Below are 17,272 nucleotides of genomic sequence, written 5' to 3'. Positions count from 1 at the left end.
AAGGAAGAGAGAATATTTGTAAAATTATTATCGAAAAGCGAAAGGCGAACAGCGAATAGCTGAGAAACAACAAGATTGATTTTACATCATATTTTTGAAATTAAGCCCATATAATGGTTATATCAAAATAAATGTGTTATACCATTTGACAAAAATACGCTGTATAGAATATACTAAATGTGAAAATATGATTACACGAAGGGGGCTCATTATGGATAGAGATTTAGCTTTGAATCTTGTTAGAGTTACTGAGGCTGCAGCTTTAGGATGTGCTAGATATATGGGAAGGGGAGATAAAATAATAGCAGACCAAGCGGCAGTTGATGGAATGAGGAGTATGTTTGATACTATAGATATTGATGGTGTAGTAGTTATAGGCGAAGGAGAAATGGATGAAGCTCCTATGTTGTACATAGGGGAACAAATAGGAAAGGCAGATGAAGACTGTCCTAAAGTAGATATAGCGGTAGACCCATTAGATGGCACAACTGCAGTAGCTAAAGGGTTACCAAATGCAATAGCAGTAGTGGCTATGGCACCAAGGGGATGTTTATTACATGCACCAGATATGTACATGGAAAAAATAGCTGTCGGTCCAAAGGCAGCTGGAGTTATAGATTTAGATGCATCTGTTGAAGATAATTTAAAAGCAGTAGCTAAGGCTTTAAATAAGGATATTTCTGACATAACAGTAACTATTCTAGATAGAGAAAGACATGAGGATTTAATAAATAAAGTCAGAGAAGCAGGAGCGAGGATAAAATTGTTTGGTGATGGTGATGTTGCTGCTGCAATAGCAACGTGCTTTGAACATTCAGGAGTAGACATACTTATGGGAATAGGAGGAGCACCTGAAGGAGTAATAGGTGCAGCTGCATTAAAATGTATGGGAGGAGAATTTCAAGGAAGATTAGTACCTATGAACGATGAAGAAAGAGAACGATGCAAAAAAATGGGAATTGGAGATATAAATAAAGTACTAACTATGGAAGAGTTAGCAAAGGGAGACCAAATATTCTTTGCAGCTACAGGTATTTCAGATGGAGAACTACTTAAAGGCGTAGTTTATTATGAGAACAATACAGCAAAAACACATTCTATGGTTACTAGAGCAAAGACAGGTACTATAAGGTTTATAGAAGCAATTCATAAATTAGATAAGAAACCTAAGTATGCGAAGTAAATCAGGTACAAGGTACAAGATACTAGGTACTGGTTTTAGTTATTGAGGGACGCCCACGTCCCTCAATTTGCTTCTGTCTAGGGACGTGGGCGTCCCTAGACAACTAAAAATCAGCAAATTCCATATTCTCTACTACTCTATTACTCTATTACTCTAATCCTCTACTACTCTATTCTTTTAATCAGTATATTTTTTAACGAAAAGCGAGCATCGAGTGGCGAATAGCCGCTTTCTCGTTCATTTTTACGACTTTTTTTATGCTGACCGTCTTTTTTGCGTTAACTTGTACGCAATACGTCCACTCGTACGTAAATTCCTACGTATTAATTATTGACTTATTTATCACAAAGTGATACTATAACAATGATTGAAAATAATAACAATCATATAAATACCCACCTATTACTCTTTTCTATATAAATCCCGTATACAAATATGAAGAATTTGGTAAAAATAAAGTTGATAGTGTTTTTTGGAGGTGTAGTTTTGAATCGGAGTGAATTAAGTGATAAAAAATTAAATGATTTAAGAGAAACAGCAAAGCAATTAGGAATGAAAGGGTATAGTAAATATAAAAAGCAAGAACTTATAGATAAAATCATAGAACGTGTTGAAAAAGAGAATAAGCAAAAAGAAAAAGAAAAGCATAAACAAAATTTACCTGAAAGGTTAACTGAAGAGATAGAACAAAGTGAAGAAATATTAGTTGCAGAAGGGATACTAGAGCTTCATTCAGATGGATATGGATTTTTAAGACGAGATAACTATCTATCTAGTAGTGAAGATATTTATATATCGCCTTCTCAGATAAGGAGATTTAACTTAAGGACAGGAGATAAGATATTTGGTATAACTAGACCACCTAAAGCTGGTGAGAAATATAAAGCGCTTTTATATGTACAAAAGGTTAATGACGAAGACCCTGAAACAGCAACTAAAAGACCAGATTTTGATACATTAACACCTATTTATCCAAATGAAAGAATAAAATTAGAGACAGCACCAAGTGAATTAGCAACTAGAATGATAGATTTAATAGCGCCTATCGGTAAAGGTCAAAGGGGTATGATAGTAGCTCCTCCAAAGGCAGGTAAAACAATTTTACTTAAAAAAATAGCTAATAGTATTGCACAAAACCATCCAGAAATAGAAATAATAATATTACTTATAGATGAGAGACCAGAGGAAGTAACAGATATGCAACGTTCAGTTAAAGGTGATGTAGTGTATTCAACCTTCGATGAACTTCCAAAGCATCATATAAAAGTGGCAGAAATGGTATTAGAAAGAGCTAAAAGGCTGGTTGAACATGGAAAAGATGTTGTAATATTATTAGATAGTATTACTAGATTAGCTAGGGCATATAATCTTACTATACCATCAACAGGTAGGACGTTATCGGGAGGACTTGACCCAGGAGCATTGCATAAACCTAAGAGATTCTTTGGTGCAGCTAGAAATATTGAAAATGGTGGCAGTCTTACTATATTAGCTACAGCTTTGATTGAGACTGGTAGTAGGATGGATGACGTTATATTCGAAGAGTTTAAAGGTACAGGAAATATGGAGGTACATTTGGATAGAAGATTATCAGAAAAAAGAGTATTCCCTGCTATTGATATTAATAAATCTGGTACTAGACGTGAAGATTTATTGTTAACTCAAAGAGAGCTTGAGACAATTTGGAGTATAAGAAAAGCTATAAGCAACGCTCAAGTAATAGATGTGACTGAAAGATTATTAAATCAACTAGTTTCAACAAAAACTAATGAAGGGTTTATACAAAAGACTAGAAGAAAAATGTTTGATTAATAATAAATAAGAAAATTATAGAACTAAATATTTACTTCACAGTATTTACTTAGTATAATAATGTCTTGAAAATAATAATTTGGTGTGCTATAATATACTAGTTAAAAATTGTGGATTATGAATCTGTATATAAAAATTAAGTATTAAAGAAAGAGGTGATTTCAGTGAAAAAAGGAATCCATCCAGAATACAAAAAAGCAGTTGTACATTGTGCGTGCGGAAATACATTTGAAACAGGATCAGTTAAAGGTGAATTAAAAGTAGAAATTTGTTCACAATGTCATCCATTCTATACAGGACGTCAAAAACTTGTTGATAAAGGTGGCCGTGTTGAGCAATTCAAGAAAAAATATGGTCTTAAATAAAATGTACTTGGTTGCTAGGTTAGATGCCATAATGGCTCTAACCTTTATTTTTGCTGTTTTAAAAACGTAAAATAAGATGAGGATAATACGTAAGATATAAAAATAAAGCATTTACATACGTAATAACACTGTACCTCATATTGCAATGTACTAAATATCCAGTATCCGTAAATATAATTTTACATTTTCAATTTTAAATTTTAATTTTTTTATACAAAGGAGGACCATTCAATGTATGGACCAAATCATCATGGTTGGATTGAAGTGATTGTAGGCCCTATGTATAGTGGTAAAAGTGAAGAGCTTATAAGAAGGTTAAGAAGAGCTCAAATAGCTAAGCAAAAAATAAAGGTATTTAAGCCTTCTATGGATGATAGATATAGTGTAAATGAAGTGGTATCCCATAATGGAGAAAAAATCATGGGAGAAAGTATAAAAAAAGCAAAAGAGATTTATGACCTTATCGAGCCGGATACCGAAGTCGTTGGAATAGATGAAGTACAGTTTTTTGACCAAGAAATTATAGACATATGCGCAGATTTAGCTGATAGAGGATTAAGAGTGATAGTGGCTGGATTAGATATGGACTTTAGAGGAGAACCTTTTGGTCCTACACCTAAATTAATGGCTATTGCTGAATTTGTAGACAAGCTAACAGCTGTTTGTGTTGTTTGCGGAAATCCGGCAAATAGAACACAAAGATTGATAGATGGAAAGCCTGCGAGTTATAATGACCCTACAATTTTAGTGGGTGCTACTGAAAGCTATGAAGCAAGGTGTAGGTTACACCATGAAGTTCCTAATAAAAGAAATAATGGATAATTATCATTAGGACTGGATACATCCAGTCCATTTTATTATCTAATAAAGTATAGTTATTGTATAGCTTATAATCAAGCGAAATGCAAGCTTTAATAGCATAGGGAATATATGCAAGATTATTATCGAAAAGCGAGAGGCGAATACCTAATATCAAAAAAACGACTTTGTCATTTTTTCTGTAACATCTTTTATATCTCCTCCATATAATGATATTGTCTAGAAAATAAGTGGAAAATTTGAAGGGAGGCTTATTAATGGCTGATAAGCAATGTGGATTATTTGGAGGATTATTTGATGGAGGTAGTGAATTATTATTCTTCTTCTTGTTACTAGTTATTTTATTCTGTAACTGCTACGGAGGATTTGGTAAGTACTAAAAACAAAATTACACAAACTAAAAGAGAGCTTGAAAAAGCTCTCTTTTAGTTTATATATAATAAAGCAAAAAAATACCTGAGGAATTAATCCTCAGGATATACTTAACAACATAGTTATATATCTAAATAAGGGGACTTATTTAGATGAATTATTTAAACGGTTTATATAAATAATATCATATAGTTTGTTATAAGTAATCATGCAAATTCTGGATATATATTAGTAATAGAAATAGAAGTTGATAAAGTTTACTTTTATATAGATATTAACTGATAGCTGTTACTATATTTGAATAACAGGAAAGTATAAATACGGATAGATTAAGTTATGTCTTTTTCTTGTTAATATATGTGAAAATAAGATATAATAATATATGACAAACATTATATTAGAGAGTAGGGAGATGCAATGTCAAAAATAAAAGATGTAATAAGAAAGCCTAAGCATATAACTAGTATAGGTGGTCAAGCTTTAATAGAAGGTGTTATGATGAAAGGACCTAAACATATCGCTATTGCTGTTAGAAAGCCAGATGGTGATATTGAACTAAAAAAACAAAAACTGAGTACTTGGTCTACCAAGTATAAATTTTTAAAGATACCTTTTATTAGAGGTAGTGTAGCATTAATTGAGGCGATGGTCATTGGAGTAAAATCCTTAATGTATTCAGCAGAATTTTATGAAGAGGAAGAAGATATTGAACCAAGTAAATTTGATAAATTTCTAGAGAAAATTTTTAAAGACAAAACTGAAGATGTAATGATATATTTCTCTGTTTTCTTATCTTTGTTAATAGCAATAGGAGCCTTTATGTTAGGACCTTCATTTTTAGCTAATTTCTTAAAGACTAAAATTAATAATAGTTTAATTTTAAATTTAATTGAAGGATTTATTAGAATATCTATATTTCTATTATATGTTTATGTAGTTTCAAGAATGGATGATATATATAGGGTGTTCCAATATCATGGAGCAGAGCATAAGTCTATTCATTGCTATGAACATGGAGAAGAACTAACTGTTGAAAATGCTAGAAAATATACAACTCTTCATCCTAGATGTGGAACTAGCTTTTTGTTTAATGTTATGATTATAAGTATACTTGTTTTCTCTTTATTTGGTTGGCCTAATCCTTTAATGAGGTTTATATCTAGAATAGTAATGCTACCAGTAATTGCAGGGATATCTTATGAGATAAATAAGGTTGTAGGAAAAAGCGATAGTATGATTGCCCGTATTATATCATATCCAGGATTGATGCTACAAAAGCTTACAACAAATGAACCAGATGATTCACAGCTTGAAGTAGGATTAGAAGCATTGAAGGCCGTATTAGTAGAAGACAAGGAGGCAGATTCTTGGTAAAAGCTATGACTGTTGAGCAATTACTTAAAAAGGGAATAGAAATTTTACAAGAAGGGGATTTATCAAATCCCTTTCTTGATGCACAATTATTACTATGTTATGCACTTAATGTAGATAAAATATATATTTATACACAGAAGGATAGGCAGGTTAACGAAGAAAATGTGGATAACTTTTTACGATTAGTGGACAAACGAAAGTCAGGCTATCCTTTACAATATATAATCCGTAAACAAGAGTTCATGGGACTTGATTTTTTTGTTAAAGAAGGAGTTTTAGTACCTAGACCAGATACAGAGATTTTAGTTGAGACAGTAATAAATATTGTTGAAAAAGGACAATTCAAAGATAAAGATGAGTTAAAAATAGTTGATATAGGAGCTGGTAGTGGAGCTATAACATTGAGTTTAGCTCATTATATAAAAAATGCTTTTGTGTATTCCGTAGATATAAGTGAAGAAGCTTTAAAAGTAGCTAAGAAAAATTGTGATAATATGAATTTACAAGACAGAGTCAAGTTCTTGCAAGGTGATTTGTTGAACCCATTAAAAGAATATAATCTTCTTAAAAATATAGATATAATAGTATCAAATCCACCTTATATACCATCAAAAGACATAGAAGATTTACAAACGGAAGTGTCAAAATATGAACCAAGATTAGCTCTAGATGGTGGCGAAGATGGTCTTAAATATTATAGAAGAATAATAGAGCAAAGTACAGATTATTTAGTAGATGGTGGTTTATTAGCCTTTGAAATTGGATATGACCAAGGAAAGGAAGTATCAGAACTTCTTAGACAAAATAAAAACTTTGAAGATATAAGGGTAATAAAAGATTTAGCAGGACATGACAGAGTGGTAGTGGGGAAGATAATTTACAATTGAGAAATTACAATTCGACTGAAGCAAATATTAAGGGACGTGGGCGTCCCTCAATAACAAAAGATAACAAAAGGGATGTTGTTTTGCACGTTTTTTAAGCTAAGAACTAAGAGCTAAGAGCTACTTAAGGAAAGGGAGTTTAAATTTATGCCGCAACTTTTAAAACTTTTTATAACCTTTTTAAAAATAGGGGCCTTCACCTTTGGAGGCGGATATGCTATGATACCACTTATTGAAACTGAAGTAGTTGATAAAAATGGATGGCTGGAAAGTGAGGAATTTTTAGATGTTATAGCTATATCACAGTCAGCACCTGGAGCAATAGCTGTAAATAGTTCTCTATTTATTGGCTATAGAGTTTCAGGGACATTAGGAGCTTTAGCTTGTATGTTAGGAGTAGTATTACCTTCATTTATAATAATACTTATTATATCTGCCTTTTTATATCAGTATAGAGATAATAGGGTTGTAGAGAAGATATTTCTAGGTGTAAGACCAGCAGTCGTAGCATTAATAGCATCAGCAGTATATAAGTTAATAAAAACGTCAAAGATAGAAAGGAAACTGTTAATTGTATCATTGTTAGCTTTGATAGGAATATTAGTAGGAGTAAGTCCTGTTGTTGAAATTATTCTAGCTGGATTAGGTGGAGTTGCTTTTTTGAAATATAAGGAAAGGACAGGAGAATTATAATGTTATTAAAATTATTTGTTTCATTTTTAAAAATAGGACTTTTTAGCTTCGGTGGGGGCTATGCTATGCTTCCACTTATTCGTCAGGAAGTTATAGATATACATGGTTGGATTACTTCCAGTGATTTTATTGACATATTAGCTATATCACAAATAACTCCTGGTCCTATAGCAATAAATAGTGCAACTTTTCTAGGATATAAAATAGCTGGAGTATTAGGTTCTATAGTAGCAACACTAGCTGTAATTATCCCTTCAACTATAATAATCTTGACAATAGCACACTTTTTTAATAAATATAAGGATTCTAAATATGTTGAGTGGGCGTTTAAAGGGATAAGACCTGTGGTGTTAGGGCTTATAGCTTCAGCTGCAGTATTAGTTGCTAAAGATGCGTTTATAGACGTAAAGAGTGTTTTAATTGCTGGGATGATATTTTACATATTAGTATTTAGGAAAACACATCCTATTTTAGCAATAGTATTAGCTGGAGTTTTGGGGGTTGCTATGTATTAAAGTAAATATTTTCATCACAAATCCAAAATTTTACACAACACTACCCAAAAGTTAGAGAATATGTTATAATATTAATTTAGATGACTACTTTTCAGAGGTGAAGAAAATGTTAGAAAAATTAGATTTCTTAGAAGAAAAATATAAAGAGTTAAGTAAAAAAATATCAGACCCAGAAGTGATAAGCAATACATCAGAGTGGCAGAAATATGTAAAAGAACATGCACAATTAGAGCCGATAATTCAAAAATATAAAGAATACAAAGAAGTAAACGAGCAATTAAACGATGCAAAAGAAATGTTAAAAGAAAAATTAGATGATGACTTTAAGGAAATGGTTAAAGAAGAAATTAAAGAACTAACTGCTAGGGATGAAGAATTAACTCAAGAGCTTAAGTTGTTATTAATACCAAAAGACCCTAATGATGAAAAGAATGTTATTATGGAAATACGTGCAGGAGCAGGTGGAGATGAAGCAGGTATTTTCGCAGGTGATTTATTTAGAATGTACTCTAGATATGCAGAAAGAAATGGTTGGAAAGTAGAACTAATGAGTTCAAATAGCCAAGGAGTAGGTGGGTTCAAAGAAGTAGTAGTTATGATAAAGGGTAAAGGAGCCTATTCAAGATTAAAATATGAAAGTGGAGTACACAGAGTTCAAAGAGTGCCTGCTACTGAATCAAGTGGTAGAATTCATACATCTACTGCAACTGTTGCTGTTTTGCCAGAAGTTGACGATATAGACATAGAAATTAATCCTAATGATGTAAGAATAGATGTTTTCCGTTCATCAGGTAATGGAGGGCAGCACGTTAACACAACAGATTCAGCTGTAAGACTAACACATATCCCAACAGGAATGGTAGTTTCTTGTCAAGATGAAAAATCACAATTAAAAAATAAAGAAAAGGCATTTAAAATATTAAAAGCGAGATTATATGATAAATATCAAGCTGAAAGAGATGCAGAAGTAGCAGAGGCTAGAAGAAGCCAGGTTGGAACAGGAGATAGAAGTGAAAGAATTAGAACTTATAACTTCCCACAGGGTAGAATAACTGACCATAGAATAAACCTTACAGTATATAAACTAGATGCTTTCCTAGATGGAGATATAGATGAGATGATAGATTCCCTTATTACAACAGACCAAGCAGAAAAATTAAAACAAGTTGAATAAGACTAAGTATAGAGCGGAGGTTCATGCCTCCGCCTAAAAAGGTTTTTTGAAAAATAATAGAAAAGCTTATATAGACATATAACTTTAACAAATTATTCATTAAAATTCTCGTAACAATATGATAATATAGTTTACGGGACGTTAGAAATGTGTGAATTTTATGACAAGCAATAATAATATTATTAAAGTATTATTTCTTAACTATTAAGATTAATAATTTATTTAATAAACGTTCAGGAGATGATACAATTGGAACATAATTTAACTTTCTTATTAGACATAGCTCTTATACTTATTTTCGCAAATATAGGAGGGTATATAAGTAAAAAACTAAAACAACCCTCAGTTTTAGGACAAATATTAGCAGGTCTTTTAGTAGGACCATCGGTACTAAATTTAATTAATACAGGTGTATCTATTAGCCATATGGCTGAAATCGGAGTAATATTACTTATGTTTATAGCAGGACTTGAAACAGACCTTCGTGACCTTAAAGCTTCAGGTAAATCTTCTACGTTTATTGCGATAGGTGGTATAGTAGTTCCTTTATTGGCTGGTATTTTGGCAATATATTTGACCAAGCCAGGAGCAGATTTTACAGAAGCACTTTTTGTAGGTGTTATATTAACTGCTACTAGTGTAAGTATTACAGTACAAGCTTTAAGAGAGTTAGGTAAGCTAAGAACTAGACAAGGAATAGGGATTTTAGGTGCTGCTATAATAGATGATGTTGCAGGAATAATAATTTTAACTTTAGTTGTAGGTATTGCAGCTCCGTCTGAAAGTGTTAGTATATTTTTAGTTATAGGGAAAATAGTATCTTTCTTTATTCTATCTATTGTAGTAGGTATAGTCTTTTCAAAGCTATTAACAAAGTATTCAGATATAGTTAGTAGAGAAAACAGAATTTTAACTGCTGCACTTATATTTTGTTTCTTGCTTGCGTTTATAGCAGAAGAGCTTGGAGTTGCAGCTATTATCGGAGCATACTTTACAGGAGTATTATTTTCAACTACTCCTCATAGAAATAGAGTTTCTCATGAAATCCAAAGAATCGCATATTCACTATTTACTCCAATATTCTTTATGAATATAGGATTAAATGTTAGATTAGATCATATTGGAGGAACGATAGGTATAAGTATAGCACTTATATTAGCGGCAATATTAGGTAAGGTTATAGGATGTGGTATTGGTGCTAAACTTTCTAATTTTAAGACAAGAGAAGCTTTACAGATTAGTATTGGTATGATTCCAAGGGCTGAGGTTGCACTTATTGTTGCTAATTTAGGTTTAAAAATGCAGATTATAGGACATGAAATTTTTACTTCTACTATTCTGATAGTATTAGCTACTACTATAGTTACTCCACCGCTTTTAAAATTAGCATTTAACAATGATGCAGATGAACTACCTATGCAACAAGATTGTGTATAAAATAATATGAAATGGATTTTTAGCTAGTAACTGATAGCTAAAAGCCAATAGCCAAAAAGCGGCTTTGCCGCTTTTTTATAACTTCACCGTAATAATTATACCTATTATAAACCCAATAACTAAGCCAACAGTAGAAGACCTTCCTTTATAAAGGGTTTTAGAATTAGGTATAATTTCTCCACATGTGATATACAGCATTGTACCACCAGCAAAAGACATACATAAAGCAATAAAAGTTTGTGATACACTTCCGAGAACTGCTCCTATAAATGCTCCTATACCGGTAGGGATGCCTGAAATAAGTGTTAATAACAATACTTTTAATTTAGAAAAACCGCTTATTCTGAGAGGGGTAGCCATAGCTATTCCTTCTGGTAAATCATGAAGGGCTATTATTAACGCCATCTTTATACCTATTTCTCTCGTAAACATGAAGCCTGAGCCTACAGCTAATCCTTCTGGCAAATTATGTATAGCTATTCCAATACCCATTATAATTCCAGTCTTTAAAAAGCTTTCTTTTCGAGTGGTAAAACTAGATATGTGACTTTCCGGGATAAAATCTTCTATAATAAAAACTAATAATATACCTAAGATAAGCCCCACTATTTCAATCCATAATCCTCCTATAGAGTAGGATTCAGGTAATAGGTCAAAAGTTACTACAGCTAACATTAATCCTGCTGTTGCACCTAATAACATTCCTAGAAACTTGTCATTTGGATTGAAAATAGACAAAGCAACTATTCCACCTAATCCTGTTCCTGCGATTCCAACTATAAAACCTATTATGGTAGTTGCAAAAACATTATCCATATCAGCACTCCTTATAAAATAAATTGATTAAGGGTTGATAATTATAGTTAATATTTATTCTAGTATGGGTAAATAAATGACAAGATTTCTAATCTTACGTTTTAATACTAGACCTTGGTTCTTCATTACGATATAATATATTCTTGAAAATTGTAGATAATAGAAAAAAAGATTAGAAAGGGAAAGAAGATGAAAGTATTGAAAACTAAAGTATTAAAAATAGATATTAATAATTTAGAAAAACAAAAAATTGAACAAGGGGCAGAAATATTAAAAAGAGGAGGCACTGTTGCCTTTCCCACAGAAACAGTGTACGGTCTAGGAGCCAATGCTTTAGATGAAAAAGCAATATCTAAGATATTTAAAGCAAAGGGAAGACCTCAAGATAATCCATTAATTGTACATATAGCAGAGATTGAGCAATTATACGATATAGTAGAGGAAGTACCACAAAGAGCCTTAGATTTAATAGAAAGATTTTGGCCTGGGCCTTTAACGATTATATTTAAGAAAAATTCAAAGGTTCCAGACAGAATAACTGGAGGACTTTCAACTGTAGCCATAAGAATGCCTAATCACCCTATCGCATTGAAGTTAATAAAGGAAGCTAATTTACCTATAGCAGCTCCTAGTGCAAATACATCTGGTAGACCTAGCCCTACTGACGCATCCCATGTTATAGAAGATTTAACTGGTAAAATAGATATGATAATAGACGGAGGAGCAACAGGTATAGGTGTAGAATCAACAGTATTAGACCTGTCAACAGAGATACCTACTATTCTTAGGCCAGGTGGAGTTACTAAAGAGGATTTACTAACTATTTTTCCTAAAGTTGAGTTTGACCCTGCATTAGAATTAAAGAATAAAAACATAATACCTAAATCTCCAGGACAAAAGTATAGACATTATTCACCGGAGGCAGAAATGATTATTGTAACAGGGGAAATACACAATATGATTGAAAAAATAAATGAGTTGACAAGTGAATACCAAAAAGAAGGTAAAAAAGTAGGAATAATAGCTACAAATCAAACTAAGGATAAGTATAATAATGAAAATTTAATTGTAGTAGGAGATAGAAGGAAGTTAGAAACTATTTCAAGAAATTTATTTAAGACTTTGAGAGAATTCGATAAAATTGGGGTAGATATAATAATAGCTGAAGGAGTAACAGAAGAAGGACTAGGCAAAGCTATAATGAATAGAATGAATAAAGCTGCAGGTGGAAGGGTAATAAAAATAAATTAAAAATGTAAAATTAAAAATTTAAAATTATTTTGGTCTTTTGCCACTCGCTGCTCGATTTTCGTTAAAAAGTATACTGATTAAGAGAATAGAGTAGTAGAGGATTAGAGTAATAGAGGATTAGAGTAATAGAGGATTAGAGTAATAGAGGATTAGAGTAATAGAGTAGTAGAGAATAGGGAATTTGCTGATTTTTAGTTGTCGAGGGACGCCCACGTCCCTCGACAGAAGCAAATTAAGGGACGTGGGCGTCCCTCAATAACTAAATATATGATTTTATACGTTTTTTAGCACGTTATTTTTTACGTCTATTTGCGCGCTTTACATTTTCAATTTTAAATTGCATTAGAGGGTGGGATTTATATGAAACATATCTTATTTGTTTGCACAGGTAATACTTGTCGTAGCAGTATGGCTGAAGCTTTATTTAAAGATATGATTGAAAAAGCAGGAAAGGATATAAAAGGTCTAAAGGTAGCATCTGCAGGAGTATGTGCTATACCTAATCAACCAGCAACAGCTCAGGCCATTCATGCATTGAAAGAAGAAGGAATTGACCTATCTTCCCATAGGTCAAAGCCTTTAACTAAAGAAATGATAGATAAAGCGGATTTAATTCTTACAATGACAGTAAATCATAAAAATGCAGTATTACAAATGACTCCAGATGCAAAAGGTAAAGTATTTACCCTAAAAGAATATGCTTTGAAGGATATTAACATAGACGAGATATTAGATGAGTTAGGAGTTTTGTATAGTAGACTAAGGGAAAAAAGAGAAGAATTAATTACTAGAAGAGCAAAAGAAATTGAGGCACTAAAAAGAAGAAGAGAAAAAATAATAAAAGAATTAAATGAAATCGAAAATGAAATAAAAGAATGGCAAATGCAAATAGAGGCAGAATTAGAAGATGATAAGGCAGAGATAATGAGATTAGAAAAAAAGATACCAGAGTTGGATATTGTTGACCCCTTTGGCAAGCCAGTTGAAGAATATAAGAAGAGTGCTAAAGAAATAAAAGAAACTTTAACAAAGATTTTAGAAAAAATAATGGAAGAAATTAAAAATAACTAATAGGGAGGAATTTTATTATGAAAATTGCATTAGGTAGTGACCATGGAGGATATGAATTAAAGGAATATATAAAGGAGCATTTAGAAAACAAAGGCATAGATTTTGTTGACTATGGAACAGGCTCTACAGAATCAGTGGATTACCCTGAATATGGATATAAAGTAGCAAAAGCAGTAAAGGATGGAGAATGTGACAGAGGGATTATATGCTGTGGTACGGGAATAGGGATATCTATATCGGCTAATAAAGTTCCTGGTATAAGATGTGCACTATGTAGTGATTCATACTCAGCAAGAATGTCAAGGGAACATAATAATGCAAATGTGTTAGCACTAGGAGGTAGAGTAGTAGGTAAAGACCTAGCTTTTGAAATAGTAGACACATGGCTTAAAGCAGAGTTTCAAGGTGGAAGACATGAAAGAAGAGTTAATAAAATAAGTGATATTGAGAAGGAATTCACTAAATAGAAAATGGACTGGGTAACCAGTCCATTTTTATTACCTCATTTTTATTAATAAATGCTTCGAATATATATAGACGGTAAGATAAACAGTAAAAATATACTAACGTCAAGAACTAGATAATATATATTAGTATATGATAAAATGTTATATAGATAGATATTACATACAAGATACAAGTGGAGGGAATAAAGTGGAAAATAAACGTCCTTCGTGGGATGAATACTTTATGGAGATAATTCAAGTAGTGAAAAAACGGTCTACGTGTTTAAGAAGAAAAGTTGGAGCTGTCATTGTAAAGGATAAAAGAATTTTATCAACTGGATATAATGGTGCACCTACAGGTTTGAAACATTGCAGTGAAACAGGTTGCTTAAGGGACAAGCTAAAAGTTCCATCAGGACAAAGACATGAACTATGTAGAGGCTTACATGCTGAGCAAAATGCTATAGTACAAGCTGCAAATTCAGGAGTAAGCTTAGAAGGTGCTACTATATATGTTACAAACCAACCTTGCGTTGTATGTGCAAAAATGATAATAAATGCAGGAATCAAAAGAGTAGTATTTTGTGGAGATTATCCAGATGAACTTTCAACACAATTATTGGAACAAGCGAAGGTAGAATTAGTTAAATTTGACTAAAGATATAAATCATGGTATGGTGGGCCTAAGATTGACATAGCATTACTTATAAAGTAAAATCGAAGAGGGAATACTATTAATTAATTTAATGCTTAATATTAAGGAGTGTTAACATGGAAAAATATTATATACCATTTGTCATAGCATTAGTCGCAACATATATACTAACTCCGTTTGTTAAAAGATTTGCTGAAAAGATAGGAGCTATAGATGTACCAAAAGATAATAGAAGAATTCATAAGAAACCAATTCCACTTATGGGTGGATTAGCTATATATATTTCCACAGTTGTTTCGATGTTATTATTTTTACCAATGGACAAGACGAGTATAGCAATAATTGCTGGAGGTACAATTATAGTTATATCAGGTATAATAGATGATATGAAATCTTTATCTCCTAAATTGAAATTATTAGCTCAAATAGTGGCTGCTATTATACTTATATGGGGAGATATAAAGATAGAGTTTATAACAAACCCGTTTGCATCTACTGGAATGACTTACTTAAAGATTTTTTCCATACCAGTAACGATTTTCTGGGTTGTAGGTATAACTAATACGTTGAATTTAATAGATGGATTAGATGGGTTAGCATCAGGAGTAGCATCTATAGCAGCAGTATCATTACTTTTTGTATCATCAATAAATGGATTTCCAACTGTAATGATGATGTCAGCAATATTAGCAGGAGCAGCATTAGGATTTCTTCCTCATAATTTTAATCCAGCAAAGATTTTTATGGGAGATACAGGTTCTCTATTTTTAGGATATATGCTTTCGGTAATTGCCATTGAGGGTGTGATGAAGAGTGTAGCAGCTATAGCTATAGCAGTACCAGTATTAGCTTTAGGCTTACCAATATTTGATACTACTTTTGCTATATTTAGAAGGTTTCTTAATGGGAGACCAATAATGGAAGCAGATAAAGGTCATTTACATCACCGACTTTTAGATAGAGGATTTACACAAAAGCAGACAGTTTTAGTATTATATGTAATAAGTATGTTTTTAGGTACTATAGCAGTATTATTAGCTGATATAGAAACAGATAAGGGAATTATAATTTTAGGAGTAGTTTCAGTATTTATATTACTTGGAGCTTCTCGTTTAGGTCTATTTGATATAGATTCATTAAAGAAAATAAATCAAAGGAAAAACGCTAATAACTAAGTGAGGGCCTTTCCCTTGCTTTTTTGTTTATACTGTCAACTGTACACTATCGACTGTTAATTATATAATGAAGGGATTGATTACATGACCAAAATAAAAGTATTATCCGTATTCGGTACTAGGCCAGAGGCTATCAAAATGGCACCATTAGTAAAGAAATTAAATACTCATGAATTAATAGACCATAGAGTATGTGTAACAGCACAGCACAGAGAAATGCTTGACCAAGTGTTAAATGCATTTAATATAATTCCTGACTACGACTTAAATATATTTAAATCAGGTCAGACTTTAACAGAAGTAACAACGAGGGCACTTAAAGGATTAGAAGATGTTATAAAGAAATTTCAACCCCAGCTTTTATTAGTTCAAGGTGATACTACAACAGTGTTTGCAGGAGCTTTAGCAGGTTTTTATCATAAAGTGAAGATAGGACATGTAGAAGCAGGACTTAGAAGTGGAGATATGTATTCACCATATCCTGAGGAGGCAAATAGAAAGCTAACAGGTGTTATAACAGACTTTCATTTTGCTCCTACTGAAACAAGCAAGCAAAACCTATTAAATGAGGGATATAATCAAAACAAAATATTTGTTACAGGAAATACAGTAATAGATGCATTATTTGAGGTAGTATCTGATGACTACAAATTTGAAAACGAAGTATTAAATGAGTTAGACTATAAAAATAAAAAAGTAATTCTTTTAACAACCCATAGAAGAGAAAATTTAGGAAAACCAATGGAATCTATATTCAGTGCAATAAGAGATATAGTACTAAAAAATGATGATGTTGAAGTAGTATTTCCTATACATCTTAATCCCAAGGTTAGAAGTATAGCAGATAGTATTCTAAAAAGTTTAGATAGAGTCCATATAATTGAGCCATTAGATTATGTACCTTTTGCTAACCTACAAGCTAGAAGTTATTTTATAGTTACAGACTCTGGTGGTATACAAGAAGAAGCTCCATCACTAGGCAAACCGGTATTAGTAGTTAGAAAAGAAACTGAAAGACCAGAAGGTATAAAAGCTGGTACTGCAAAATTACTGGGAATAGAAAGAGAAAACATATTCAAAGGCATAGATTTATTATTAAATGATAAAATTGAGTATGAAAAAATGGCTAACGCTGTAAATCCTTATGGAGATGGTAAAGCTTCAGAGAGAATAGTCGATATAATAATAGATAATTTAAGATAATTAATAAATAATAATTTTTATGAAAAA

18 protein-coding genes are annotated in these 17,272 nt (G+C 31.9%); 17 read left to right on the top strand and 1 reads right to left on the bottom strand.

From position 1 onward, the window contains the following. Positions 1 to 211: 211 nt before the first annotated feature. The 11 genes from glpX to L21TH_RS00745 all read left to right on the top strand — a co-directional run bounded on the left by glpX (position 212) and on the right by L21TH_RS00745 (position 10,628). Entirely contained in the window at positions 212 to 1,183 is a 972-nt protein-coding gene (gene glpX, locus L21TH_RS00790) for a class II fructose-bisphosphatase (protein ID WP_006306283.1), read from the top strand. Positions 1,184 to 1,669: 486 nt separating this feature from the next. Beyond that, positions 1,670 to 2,995, top strand: coding sequence for a transcription termination factor Rho (gene rho / locus L21TH_RS00785; protein WP_006306282.1), 1,326 nt, complete (start codon positions 1,670 to 1,672; stop codon positions 2,993 to 2,995). 164 nt (positions 2,996 to 3,159) lie between these two features. Beyond that, positions 3,160 to 3,360: a 50S ribosomal protein L31 gene (rpmE, locus tag L21TH_RS00780; RefSeq protein ID WP_006306281.1), complete on the top strand. Its 201-nt coding sequence runs from the start codon at positions 3,160 to 3,162 to the stop codon at positions 3,358 to 3,360. Positions 3,361 to 3,591: 231 nt separating this feature from the next. Then, positions 3,592 to 4,182, top strand: a complete 591-nt coding sequence (locus tag L21TH_RS00775; protein ID WP_006306280.1) for a thymidine kinase — start codon at positions 3,592 to 3,594, stop codon at positions 4,180 to 4,182. Between the two features lie 254 nt (positions 4,183 to 4,436). Further along, entirely contained in the window at positions 4,437 to 4,559 is a 123-nt protein-coding gene (locus L21TH_RS15010; protein WP_006306279.1) for a hypothetical protein, read from the top strand. Positions 4,560 to 4,968: 409 nt separating this feature from the next. Then, entirely contained in the window at positions 4,969 to 5,925 is a 957-nt protein-coding gene (locus L21TH_RS14880; protein ID WP_006306278.1) for a DUF1385 domain-containing protein, read from the top strand. Further along, complete coding sequence (gene prmC, locus L21TH_RS14875) at positions 5,919 to 6,812, top strand: peptide chain release factor N(5)-glutamine methyltransferase (protein ID WP_006306277.1); 894 nt, start codon at positions 5,919 to 5,921, stop codon at positions 6,810 to 6,812. Before L21TH_RS14880 ends, prmC begins: the two co-directional genes overlap by 7 nt. Positions 6,813 to 6,956: 144 nt before the next feature. Beyond that, entirely contained in the window at positions 6,957 to 7,502 is a 546-nt protein-coding gene (locus L21TH_RS00760) for a chromate transporter (RefSeq protein WP_006306276.1), read from the top strand. Beyond that, positions 7,502 to 8,017, top strand: a complete 516-nt coding sequence (locus L21TH_RS00755; protein WP_006306274.1) for a chromate transporter — start codon at positions 7,502 to 7,504, stop codon at positions 8,015 to 8,017. The genes L21TH_RS00760 and L21TH_RS00755 overlap by 1 nt, the downstream gene beginning before the upstream one ends. A gap of 106 nt (positions 8,018 to 8,123) precedes the next feature. After that, the gene (gene prfA, locus L21TH_RS00750) at positions 8,124 to 9,191 is read left to right on the top strand and encodes a peptide chain release factor 1 (protein ID WP_006306273.1); all 1,068 of its coding nucleotides are present in this window, start codon (positions 8,124 to 8,126) and stop codon (positions 9,189 to 9,191) included. 249 nt (positions 9,192 to 9,440) lie between these two features. After that, positions 9,441 to 10,628, top strand: coding sequence for a cation:proton antiporter (locus tag L21TH_RS00745; protein WP_006306272.1), 1,188 nt, complete (start codon positions 9,441 to 9,443; stop codon positions 10,626 to 10,628). 75 nt (positions 10,629 to 10,703) lie between these two features. Here the strand turns inward: L21TH_RS00745 and L21TH_RS00740 are convergent, their stop codons facing one another. Continuing rightward, positions 10,704 to 11,444, bottom strand: coding sequence for a ZIP family metal transporter (locus L21TH_RS00740; RefSeq protein ID WP_006306271.1), 741 nt, complete (start codon positions 11,442 to 11,444; stop codon positions 10,704 to 10,706). A 189-nt stretch (positions 11,445 to 11,633) separates the two neighbouring features. Between L21TH_RS00740 and L21TH_RS00735 the strand changes: the two genes are divergently transcribed. The 6 genes from L21TH_RS00735 (at position 11,634) to wecB (ending at position 17,245) form a co-directional block, all read left to right on the top strand. Further along, positions 11,634 to 12,695, top strand: coding sequence for an L-threonylcarbamoyladenylate synthase (locus L21TH_RS00735; protein WP_006306270.1), 1,062 nt, complete (start codon positions 11,634 to 11,636; stop codon positions 12,693 to 12,695). Positions 12,696 to 13,055: 360 nt separating this feature from the next. Continuing rightward, positions 13,056 to 13,766 carry a low molecular weight protein arginine phosphatase gene (locus L21TH_RS00730; RefSeq protein WP_034428872.1) on the top strand — a complete coding sequence of 237 codons (711 nt, stop codon included), beginning with the start codon at positions 13,056 to 13,058 and terminating at the stop codon, positions 13,764 to 13,766. A gap of 17 nt (positions 13,767 to 13,783) precedes the next feature. Further along, on the top strand, positions 13,784 to 14,233 hold the full coding sequence (gene rpiB / locus L21TH_RS00725; protein WP_006306264.1) for a ribose 5-phosphate isomerase B: 450 nt from the start codon (positions 13,784 to 13,786) through the stop codon (positions 14,231 to 14,233). Positions 14,234 to 14,420: 187 nt separating this feature from the next. Beyond that, a complete protein-coding gene (locus L21TH_RS00720) occupies positions 14,421 to 14,870 on the top strand; it encodes a deoxycytidylate deaminase (protein ID WP_006306262.1) in 450 nt (149 codons plus the stop codon). 113 nt (positions 14,871 to 14,983) lie between these two features. Beyond that, positions 14,984 to 16,042, top strand: coding sequence for a glycosyltransferase family 4 protein (locus L21TH_RS00715; protein WP_006306260.1), 1,059 nt, complete (start codon positions 14,984 to 14,986; stop codon positions 16,040 to 16,042). A gap of 84 nt (positions 16,043 to 16,126) precedes the next feature. Then, a complete protein-coding gene (wecB, locus tag L21TH_RS00710) occupies positions 16,127 to 17,245 on the top strand; it encodes a non-hydrolyzing UDP-N-acetylglucosamine 2-epimerase (protein WP_006306259.1) in 1,119 nt (372 codons plus the stop codon). Positions 17,246 to 17,272: the final 27 nt, after the last annotated feature.

The sequence above is a fragment of the Caldisalinibacter kiritimatiensis genome, assembly GCF_000387765.1.
In the GTDB taxonomy this organism is placed as follows: Bacteria; Bacillota; Clostridia; order Tissierellales; family Caldisalinibacteraceae; genus Caldisalinibacter; species Caldisalinibacter kiritimatiensis.
The sequence above is the reverse complement of the archived record's forward strand: the minus strand, read 5'-3'. Positions and strand labels throughout refer to the sequence as shown.